The organism is Rhodopseudomonas sp. BR0C11, assembly GCF_010820945.1.
Lineage (GTDB): Bacteria > Pseudomonadota > Alphaproteobacteria > Rhizobiales > Xanthobacteraceae > Rhodopseudomonas > Rhodopseudomonas palustris_H.
Map to the genome: position 1 here is coordinate 1 of NZ_QTKI01000167.1, position 9,607 is coordinate 9,607.

10 protein-coding genes are annotated in these 9,607 nt (G+C 65.9%); 5 read left to right on the plus strand and 5 right to left on the minus strand.

Translation table 11 applies throughout. From position 1 onward, the window contains the following. On the plus strand, window positions 1-868 hold an 868-nt coding region (locus tag DYI24_RS14225; RefSeq protein WP_164572750.1), incomplete at its 5' end, for a DUF2130 domain-containing protein. Between the two features lie 36 nt (window positions 869-904). On the opposite strand, the gene DYI24_RS14230 is transcribed toward DYI24_RS14225, so the two are convergent. The 5 genes from DYI24_RS14230 to DYI24_RS14250 are packed head-to-tail and all read right to left on the minus strand — an operon-like array spanning window position 905 to window position 6,307. Further along, a complete protein-coding gene (locus tag DYI24_RS14230; RefSeq protein ID WP_164572751.1) occupies window positions 905-2,149 on the minus strand; it encodes an acetyl-CoA hydrolase/transferase family protein in 1,245 nt (414 codons plus the stop codon). A 25-nt stretch (window positions 2,150-2,174) separates the two neighbouring features. After that, window positions 2,175-3,341: an acyl-CoA dehydrogenase family protein gene (locus tag DYI24_RS14235; RefSeq protein WP_164572752.1), complete on the minus strand. Its 1,167-nt coding sequence runs from the start codon at window positions 3,339-3,341 to the stop codon at window positions 2,175-2,177. Window positions 3,342-3,395: 54 nt separating this feature from the next. Continuing rightward, the gene (locus DYI24_RS14240; RefSeq protein ID WP_107357043.1) at window positions 3,396-4,685 is read right to left on the minus strand and encodes a TRAP transporter large permease; all 1,290 of its coding nucleotides are present in this window, start codon (window positions 4,683-4,685) and stop codon (window positions 3,396-3,398) included. Window positions 4,686-4,696: 11 nt separating this feature from the next. Continuing rightward, the gene (locus tag DYI24_RS14245) at window positions 4,697-5,248 is read right to left on the minus strand and encodes a TRAP transporter small permease (RefSeq protein WP_164572753.1); all 552 of its coding nucleotides are present in this window, start codon (window positions 5,246-5,248) and stop codon (window positions 4,697-4,699) included. 33 nt (window positions 5,249-5,281) lie between these two features. Beyond that, window positions 5,282-6,307 carry a TRAP transporter substrate-binding protein gene (locus tag DYI24_RS14250; RefSeq protein ID WP_164572754.1) on the minus strand — a complete coding sequence of 342 codons (1,026 nt, stop codon included), beginning with the start codon at window positions 6,305-6,307 and terminating at the stop codon, window positions 5,282-5,284. 201 nt (window positions 6,308-6,508) lie between these two features. On the opposite strand from DYI24_RS14250, the gene DYI24_RS14255 reads away from it, so the two are divergent. The 4 genes from DYI24_RS14255 to DYI24_RS14270 form a co-directional block, all read left to right on the plus strand. Then, window positions 6,509-7,705 carry a CaiB/BaiF CoA transferase family protein gene (locus tag DYI24_RS14255; RefSeq protein WP_164572755.1) on the plus strand — a complete coding sequence of 399 codons (1,197 nt, stop codon included), beginning with the start codon at window positions 6,509-6,511 and terminating at the stop codon, window positions 7,703-7,705. A 20-nt stretch (window positions 7,706-7,725) separates the two neighbouring features. Continuing rightward, window positions 7,726-8,202 (plus strand): MaoC family dehydratase, encoded by a 477-nt coding sequence (locus tag DYI24_RS14260; RefSeq protein ID WP_349627777.1) that lies wholly within the window; start codon window positions 7,726-7,728, stop codon window positions 8,200-8,202. Continuing rightward, the gene (locus DYI24_RS14265; protein WP_164572757.1) at window positions 8,202-9,050 is read left to right on the plus strand and encodes an HpcH/HpaI aldolase/citrate lyase family protein; all 849 of its coding nucleotides are present in this window, start codon (window positions 8,202-8,204) and stop codon (window positions 9,048-9,050) included. Before DYI24_RS14260 ends, DYI24_RS14265 begins: the two co-directional genes overlap by 1 nt. Before the next feature lie 40 nt (window positions 9,051-9,090). After that, window positions 9,091-9,607, plus strand: a 517-nt coding sequence (locus DYI24_RS14270; protein WP_164572758.1) for an IclR family transcriptional regulator, incomplete at its 3' end; no start/stop codon positions are given.

The window sequence follows — 9,607 nt, forward strand, 5'->3', positions numbered from 1 at the left end:
TCATCTGACGATCGAGAAGCAGGTCCAGGCTGGTCTCGATGAGGCGCGGCAGAAGGCCCAGCAGGCTGCCGAAGATAATCTGCGGCTCAAGGTCACCGAGAAGGAAGAGCAGATCGCCGCGATGCAGCGGCAGATCGAGGACCTGAAGCGCAAGGCCGAACAGGGCTCGCAGCAATTGCAGGGCGAGGTGCTGGAGCTCGAACTCGAAGCCTCGCTGCGCGCCAAGTTTCCGCACGACCAGATCGAGCCGGTGCCGAAAGGCGAATTCGGCGGCGACGTGCTGCAGCGGGTGGTGAGCGCCGCGGCGCAGCCGTGCGGCAGCATCCTGTGGGAATTCAAGCGCACCAAGAACTGGTCGGACGGCTGGCTGACCAAGCTGCGCGACGACCAGCGCAAGGCCAAGGCCGAGCTGGCGCTGATCGTCTCCAACGCGCTGCCGAAGGGCGTGCACACCTTCGACCATATCGACGGCGTCTGGGTCACCGAAGCGCGCTGCGCGATTCCGGTGGCGATCGCGCTCAGGCAGTCGCTGATCGAGCTCGCCGCCGCGCGCCAGGCCGGCGTCGGCCAGCAGACCAAGATGGAGCTGACCTACCAGTACCTCACCGGCCCCGCGTTCCGGCAGCGGATCGAGGCGATCGTCGAGAAGTTCACCGAGATGCAGAGCGATCTCGACAAGGAACGCCGCTCGATGATGCGGATGTGGGCAAAGCGCGAGGCGCAGATCCGCGGCGTGCTCGAAGCCACCGCCGGAATGTATGGCGACCTGCAGGGCATCGCCGGCAAGGCGCTGGCCGAGATCGACGGCATGGCGCTGCCGATGCTGGAAAACTTCAGCGACGACGACGGCGACAGCGAAGCGGCGTAAGTCCGGTTCTATCCGCCCGCGCACAGGCGCGTGGACTCAGGCGATCGTCCGGGCCTGTTCGGCGAGCCGGTCGCGATGCTCCGGCGCCGCGATGGCGATCATCCGCCGCGCCCGCTCCGCGAGGCCGCAGCCACGCAGTTCGGCGACGCCCCATTCGGTGACGATCGCATCGACATCGGCCCGCGGCGTCGTCACCGTCTCGACCCGCGCGACGATGCGGCTCGTGCCGTCCGGCGCCGTCGCCGGCAGCGCGATGAGCGCGCGCCCGCCCGGCGAGGCGTTGGCGCCGCGGACGAAATCGAGCTGGCCGCCGATCGCCCCGATCGCGACGCCGTTCAGCGTCTCAGCGTTGATGCTGCCGTCGAGCCCGACCTGCAGCGCCGAGTTGATTGCAGTCAGCCTGCCGATCCGCCCCAACACGCCGTGATCGTGGGTGTAGGCGGCTGGCTGCATCAGCACCGACCTATTTTGATGCGCGAACCGATACAGCCGCTGCGTGCCGATCAGCTGATTGGTGACGGTGACGCCAGGATCGATGCCCTTGCGCGCGTTGGTGACGACGCCGCGCTCGATCAACTCGACCACCGCGTCGTTGATCAGGCCGGAATGGATGCCGAGGTCGCGGGCATGCGCCAGTGACGACAGGATCGCGTCCGGAATCTTGCCGACGCCGAACTGCAACGTCGCGCCATCGGCGATCAGCTCGGCGGCGTTGGCGGCGATCTGGCGTGACACGTCGTCGAGTGTGCCGGACGGCAACTCCAGCGGCGTGCGCCGCGCGACAACGCGGATGTGAATCGGCACCTCGCCCGGCCACTCCGCGCCATACGTGAACGGCGCGTCCGGGTTGATTTCGGCGATCACGACACGCGCGCGGCGCGCGGCATCGATCACGTAGTCACAGGACAGGCTGGCGCTGAGGCGTCCGTCGGGCGCTTCCGCGAGCTGCACCAACACGACATCGGCGCGGTGGCGGCCGGCGGCGAAGTCGGCACAGAACGCCGAGTAGTTGCTGGGAACGACATCGAGCCGACCCGCGCGCGCCAGCTTGCGGGCGTTGCCGATGACGCCGTAGCTGACGAACGAGAGGTTCGGCGGCGGCGCGGCGAAGGTGTCCGAGAACACCGGCCCGACCATCAACCGGAACGGCGGCAGATCGGCAGCCTGCGACATCAGCGCCTCGGTCAGCGTCAGCGGCTCGGCGGTCGCCTGGCCGCACACCACGGGATCGCCGGCGCGGATCAGGCCGGCGAAGTCGATCGACGCGCTCTGGGCTGGCATCGGCGACGCTCGCGCCGATCCGCGATCAGTACGACTTCGCCAGGCCGAGCACCTTCTCTGCAATGAAGCTGAGTGCGAGCTGCGGGCTGACCGGCGCGATGCGCGGGATCATCACTTCGCGCAAATAGCGCTCGACGTGATACTCCTTGGCGTAGCCGAAGCCGCCATGGGTCATCACCGCCTGCTCGCAGGCCTGAAAGCCCGCCTCGCCGGCCAGATACTTCGCCGCATTGGCGGCAGCGCCGCATGGCATGCCCTGGTCGTATTGCCACGCCGCCGACATCACCATCAGCCAGGCGGCTTCGAGCTCGACCCAGTTCTTCGCCAGCGGATGCTGAATCCCCTGGTTCTGGCCGATCGGGCGGTTGAACACGATCCGGGTCTTGGCGTAGTCGGCGGCACGCGACAGCGCCAGCTTGCCGAGCCCAACCGCTTCGGCCGCGATCAGGACCCGCTCGGGGTTCATGCCTTCCAGGATGTAGTGGAAGCCCTTGCCCTCCTCGCCGATCCGGTCCTCGACCGGAATCTCGAAATCCTCGAAGAACAATTCGTTGGAGTCGACGATCTTGCGGCCCATCTTCTCGATCTCGTGCACCTTGATCTTCGTGCGATCGAAGTCGGCGTAGAACAGGCTGAGGCCGTGGGTCGGCGACTTCACCTCTTCGAGCGGCGTGGTGCGCGCCAGCAGCAGGATCTTGTTTGCGACTTGCGCGGTCGAGATCCACACCTTCTGGCCGTTGACGACGTAGCGGTCGCCCTTCCGCACCGCGCGGGTCTTGAGCTGGGTGGTGTTGAGGCCGGTGTTCGGCTCGGTCACGGCAAAGCACGCCTTGTCGCGGCCCTCGACCATCGGCGGCAGCATACGCTGGCGCTGTTCCTCGGTGCCGAACACCACGACGGGGTTGAGGCCGAACACGTTGATATGCACCGCCGAGGCGCCCGACATGCCGGCGCCGGATTCCGAGATCGCGCGCATCATGATCGCCGCCTCGGTGATACCGAGGCCGGAGCCGCCATAGGCTTCTGGCACGCAGATGCCGAGCCAGCCGGCGTCGGCCAGCGCCTTGTGGAAGTCGTGCGGGAAGCCGCCCTCGCGATCCTTCTTCAGCCAATAGGCGTCGTCGAAGCCCTCGCAGATCTTGGCGATGGCGTCGCGGATGGCTTCCTGCTGATCGGTGAGTGCGAAGTCCATGACTGGCTCTTTGTGTTGTTGTTGCTTGGACGGACGAGAGGCGTTGCAGAAGGCCTACGGCGCCATCTGCGACGGCAGCCACAGAATGATGCTCGGGAACGCCACCATGATGGCGATCGCGATCAGGTGGGCGATGAAGTGCGGGAACGTGCCGTGGAACACTTCGGCGACCGGCCGCTTGGCGTAGCGCGCGACGATGAAGCAGTTCAGCCCGACCGGCGGCGTGATCATGCCCACTTCGGCGGTGACGATCTTGATCACGCCGAACCAGATCGGATCGAAGCCGAGCGACTTGATCAGCGGCATCACGATCGGCACCGTCAGCACCAGGATGGCGATCTGATCCATGAACGAGCCGAGCACGATGTAGCCGCACAGGATCAGCGTGATGATCACCCAGCGCGACGTCTCCAGCGATCCGACCCAGGCGACGAGATCCTGGGTGACATGGGTGAGCGTGAAGAAGTAACCGAAGATCGACGCGCCAACCAGGATGGTCACGATCATGCAGGTGCCGTAACTGGCGCTGAGCAGCGCCTTGTACAGCGTCTTCGGCGTCACCTTGCCCTTGGAGATCGCCAGCACCAGCGCGCCGGCGGCGCCGAGCGCTGAAGCCTCGGTCGGGGTCGCGACGCCGAGATAGATGGTGCCGGTGACCAGCGTGAACAGCGCCAGCATCGGGCCGATCTGCCACAGCAGCACGAAGCGCTCGCGCCACGGCACCGACGCGACCCGAGGCGCGCGTGACGGATCGAGCCAGACCAGGACGTAGATCGTCGCCATGATGGTCGCGGTGACCAGCGCGGCAGGAATGATGCCGCCGATCAAGAGCTGCCCGATGTTGACCTCGGCGAGCAGGCCGAAGATCACCAGCGCCACGCTGGGCGGGATCAGCATCGCCAGCGTGCCCGAGATCGCCACCACGCCGGCCGCCATCTTCGGCTCGTAGCCCTGCTTGATCATTGCCGGCAGGCTGGTCGACGACAGCGTCGCGGCCGACGCGGTACTGGTGCCGCAGATCGCGCCGAAGCCGGCGCCGGCGAGCGCTGTCGCCATGCCGAGGCCACCAGGGATGCGTCCGACCCAGGCCGAGGCGGTTTTGAACAACGCGTCGGCGACGCCCGACAACAGCACGAGTTCGGCCATCAGCAGAAACATCGGGATGGTGATCAGCTCATAGGACGACACCGTCGACAGCGGCGCGGTCTCCAGGATGCCGAACAGCGTGCCGGTGCCGCCGACCATCAGCAGGCCGACCGAGCCGGAGAACGCCATCGCGAAGCCGACCGGCGTGCCGATCGCGAGCAGGACGAACAGCAGGCCGAGAACGATCAAGGTTGTCATGTCGGCCGCCGCTATTCGAAGGACTTGGCTTCGCCGACCCCGACCAGAGGCGGCAACGGATAGAGATCTCGGCCGGTGACGAGGCTCGCCACATGGCCCGCGAGCATCAGCACGAGCCGCAGCACCAGCACGCCGCAACCGAACGGCACCAGCGCCGCCGAAATCCAGGTCGGCCACGGGATGGCGCCGGCGAGCACGTCGTTTTGCTGAAAGTTGTCGAGCGCGCGGTCGAAGCCGACCTTGCACAGCAGCGCGAACACGAACAGGCCGGTCAGCGCGGTGACGATCTCGGCGAGTCGCCGCCCCGCGGGCGAGAACCGCGGCACCAAAATGTCGACGCCGACATGAACGTGCTCGCGGAGCGCGTCCGACAGCGTCAGGAAGAACACCCCGGCCATCAAATAGAGGCCGATCAGATCGTAGGTGAAGGAGAACGGACGGTTCAGCGCGTACCGCATGAACACGTCCGCCACCACCAGCACCATGATCGCGAACATGAAGGTGACCGCGATCAACGTCAGCGCTCGTTCGAGCGCGGCGAGAGCGGCACTGGCTCGCTGCATCACGCGGTCTCCACGCGTTGTCTAAGGGGACGCTTACTTGCCGGCACCAGCGGCGAGCAGGCTCTGAAACTCTTCGAGTGCCTGCGTGCCCGGCTTGCCGCGTGAGTCGATGCCGGCGGCCCATTCCTTGGCGACGCCCTTCAGCTTATCCTTCATCTGCGCCTTGGTGGCGTCAGGGATCGGATCGAAGGTCACGCCTGCATCGTTGAGCTGCTTGCGGGTCTGCTGCTGTTCCTTATCGACGTCGGCGCAGACCTTCGGCTCGATCGCCTCGGAGGCTTCTTCCATCGCCTTCTTGACGTCGTCCGGCAGCTTGGCCCAGGCCCGCTCGCTGATCGAATAGGCGACGATGAACGAGCCGAAGCTGACCCCATCGGTGGCGTGCTTGACCAGCTTGTCCAGGCCGTAGGACGCGATGCTGTCGGCCGGGAACAGCACGCCGTCCATGGTGCCGCGCGCCAACGACTCATAGGCGTCCGGCGCCGCCATGCGCACCGGCACGGCGCCAAGCGCGCGCAGGGTCAGGTCCTGCGCGCCGCCGGTCGAGCGCAGCTTGAGGCCCTGGATGGTGTCCATCGAGTCGACCTTCTGCTTCACCGTGAACACCTGATACGGCGGCAGCACCACGGCCATCAGCAGCTTGATCTTGTTGGGCGCGTATTCCTGCTTGGCGAGGACGCCGTCACGTGCGCTCTTCCAATAGGCCATCGTGCCCTGACAGCTCGTGGTGAACGACTCCGGCAATTGCGCGACTTCCGACAGCGGCATCTTGTCGGACGCGTAGGACGGCGCGATGTAGCCGATGTCGACGACGCCCGACTGGGTCAGACGCAGCAGGTCGGTCGCCTTGCCCATCTGCTGGTTCGGATAATAGCTGAAGGTCACCGCGCCGTTGGTGCGCTTGGTGATGTCGTCCATCCACGGCTTCAGCATCAGGCGGACGAGATAGTGCCCGGCGGGAAACGAGTCGGCGACCTTGAGTTCGAGCGCCTGAGCAGGCGCCAACACCATCGTCACCGGCAGCGACAACGCCACCGCCCAAGCCACGCTTGTCCGCATCCGAAGTCCTCCCTGTATCCGTCCGCAGCAGCGGCCGGGGCGGCTTGTGCCGCTTTGATGGAGGGATCGTACATACAGGTGAATTTTTCAGTCAATATGATGGACAATGCATGGAGCTATGCGCCGCGCGAGCAGCCAAATCGATTGACCGGGTTATTTTTTGAATTCTAGCTACACACGTGTGAACTGAAGGATCGCGCGTTGGGACCCCTGACTGGCATTACGATACTCGACCTGACCTCGGTGCTGATGGGGCCCTATGCCACTCAGACGCTCGCCGACATGGGCGCTGACGTCATCAAGGTCGAGAGCCCGGAGGGCGACATCGTCCGCCATATCGGTCCCGGCCGCACGCCCGGCATGGGCGGGATGTTTCTCAACACCAATCGCGGCAAGCGCAGCATCGTTATCGATCTCAAGCGGGAGGAAGGTCGGCAGGCGCTGCTGCAACTCGCCGCGCGGGCCAACGCGCTGATCTACAACGTGCGTCCGCAGGCGATGGCGCGGCTCGGCCTGAGCTACGAGCAGGTCGCCGCGGTCAATCCGGGCATCGTCTATCTCGGCGCGTTCGGCTACGGCCAGGACGGCCCCTACGCCGCCAAGCCGGCCTATGACGACCTGATCCAGGGCGCAGCGGGCGTGCCGACGCTGCTCGCGGCGGCCGGCGACGGCACCCCGCGCTACGTGCCGATCACCATCGCCGACCGCATCGTCGGGCTGATGGCCGTCAACGCCATGCTCGGCGCACTGCTGCATCAGCAACGCACCGGCGAAGGCCAGCGCATCGACGTGCCGATGTTCGAGTCGATGGCCTCATTCGTGCTGGTCGATCACCTCGGCGGACTGACCTACGAGCCGCCGCTCGACCATGGCGGCTACGCCCGCCTGCTATCGCGTTCCCGCAAGCCGTACCGCACCAGCGACGGCTATCTGTGCGTGCTGATCTACAACGACAAGCAATGGCGCAGCTTCTTCGAGGCGATCGACCGCACCGATTTCCTGGCGCAGCCACGCTTCGCCAATCACGCCGCGCGCACCCGGCACATCGACGAGATCTATGAGGAGATCGGGGCGATCTTCCAAACCCGCACCACCGCCGAATGGCGCGAACTGCTGGAGCGCGCCGATATTCCGGTGATGCCGATGCACAGCATGGAGTCGATCCTCGACGATCCGCATCTGCGTGCGGTCGGCTTCTTCGAGACCGTCGAGCACCCGGTCGAAGGGCGCGTACGCCAGATGAAAGTGCCGTCGACCTGGAGCGCGACACAGCCGGAGCCCGGCGCTCCGGCGCCGACGCTTGGCGGCAACGGCCGCGACATCCTCATCGAAGCAGGGTTCTCGGCCGCGGAGATCGACCGCCTGGGCCACAGCAAGGCGGTGCATCTGCCCGACTGACAACCGGCCCGCGGGCCCAATTGAAGCACAGGGAGACGACGATCATGGCGGGGATGTACTTCGAGGAGTTCGAGGTCGGCCAGGAATTCCGGCATGCGCTGACGCGCACGGTCACCGAGATGGACAACACGATGTTCAGCCTGCTGACGCTGAACCCGCAGCCGCTGCACATCGACGCGCATTTTGCGGAGAAGACCGAATTCGGCCAGCGTATTTTCAACAGCCTGTACACGCTCGGCATCATGATCGGCATGACCGTCTATGATACGACGCTGGGCACGACCGTCGCTAATCTCGGCATGACCGACGTGACCTTCCCCAAGCCCGTGTTCCACGGTGATACGCTGCGCGCCACCACCAAAGTGCTGTCGAAACGTGAGTCGAAGTCGCGCCCGAACGCCGGCATCGTCGAGTTCGAACACCACGCGCTGAACCAGAACGACGAGATCGTCGGCAGGTGCCTGCGCACGGCGCTGATGCACCAGAGGCCTGCCTGATGCGTTCGATGCTGTTCGTGCCGGGCGACAGCCCGCGCAAATTCGAAAAGGCGTCGCAAGGCGCCGCCGACGCGTTGATCATCGACCTCGAAGATTCTGTCGTCGCCGAGAAGAAGGACGAGGCCCGCGGTCTGACCCGCACCATGCTTCAGGCGCCGCGCGGCCGGCAGAAGCTCTATGTACGCGTCAACGCGCTCGACACCGGCCGCACGCTTGGCGACCTTGCTGCCGTGATGCCGGCTCGGCCCGACGGCATCGTGCTGCCGAAATCGCGCGGCGGCGACGACGTGCGCAACGTCGCGCTGTGGCTCGATGCGTTCGAAGCCGCCGCGGGTATCGAGTCCGAAGCGACCCGGATCGTCGTGGTCGCGACCGAGACCGCCGGCTCGATCTTCGGACTCGGCAGCTACAAGGATTGCTCGCCGCGGCTTGCCGGCCTGATGTGGGGCGCGGAAGACCTCGCCGCCTCGCTCGGCGCCACCGAAAACGGCACGGGTGGCGTGTTTCACAGCCCGTACCGCCTCGCGCGCGACCTGTGCCTGATGGGCGCGGCGGCCGCAGACGTCCTGGCGATCGACACCGTCTATACCGACATCGACAATCTCGCCGGGCTTGAAGCCGAGACGCGCGCAGCGCGGCGCGACGGCTTTGCCTGCAAGGCGCTGATCCACCCCAAGCACGTCGACATTGTCAACGCCGCCTTCGCCCCAACCGACGCTGAACGGAGCTGGGCGGAAAAAGTGATTGCGGCGTTCGCCGACAATCCCAACGCCGGCACGCTGCGGCTCGACGGCAAGATGCTCGACAAGCCGCATCTGCGCGCCGCGCAGAAAATTCTCGGACTATGACAAGCGCGGGTGGCCGGGTCGGCCGCCCCGAGGGCCTCTGATGATCGTTCGCCAAGCCGCAAATGTTCTAGACATCCTGGAATACTTCGCGCGCGTGAAGAAGCCGGCGACGCTGGCGGAAATCGCTGATCACTTCGGCTGGCCACGCTCGTCGACCTTCAACCTGCTGACTACGCTGGCCGAGAAGGGCTATCTGTACGAACCGCGGCCGCGCGCCGGCTATTATCCGACGCCGCGCTGGCTGGTAATGGCTAGGGAAGTCGCGGAGGTCGAACCGCTGCCGGGCTGGACTCACGCGCTGATCGCGGCGCTGTCGGCAGAGACCGGTGAGACGGTCGCGATCGCGGCGCCGGCCGGGGTGATGGCGGTGTTCATCGACGTCGTCGAATCCGCAGCCGCGATCCGCTACTTCGCCAAGGTCGGTCACCGCGTGCCGATCCACGCGACGTCGAGCGGCCGGGCGCTGCTGCTGCAATACTCCAAGGACGAGCGCGACTCGCTGTATCGCAAGATCGAGTTCAAGCAATACAACCACACCACCCCGATCAGCATCGAGG

What these genes read in the sequence shown, in the direction of transcription:
- DYI24_RS14230 (WP_164572751.1), bottom strand. Translation starts at nt 2,149, where the DNA reads ATGCCAGCCCAGAGCGCGTCGATCGACTTCGCCGGCCTGATCCGCGCC.
- DYI24_RS14235 (WP_164572752.1), bottom strand. Translation starts at nt 3,341, where the DNA reads ATGGACTTCGCACTCACCGATCAGCAGGAAGCCATCCGCGACGCCATC.
- DYI24_RS14240 (WP_107357043.1), bottom strand. Translation starts at nt 4,685, where the DNA reads ATGACAACCTTGATCGTTCTCGGCCTGCTGTTCGTCCTGCTCGCGATC.
- DYI24_RS14245 (WP_164572753.1), bottom strand. Translation starts at nt 5,248, where the DNA reads ATGCAGCGAGCCAGTGCCGCTCTCGCCGCGCTCGAACGAGCGCTGACG.
- DYI24_RS14250 (WP_164572754.1), bottom strand. Translation starts at nt 6,307, where the DNA reads ATGCGGACAAGCGTGGCTTGGGCGGTGGCGTTGTCGCTGCCGGTGACG.
- DYI24_RS14265 (WP_164572757.1), top strand. Translation starts at nt 8,202, where the DNA reads ATGCGTTCGATGCTGTTCGTGCCGGGCGACAGCCCGCGCAAATTCGAA.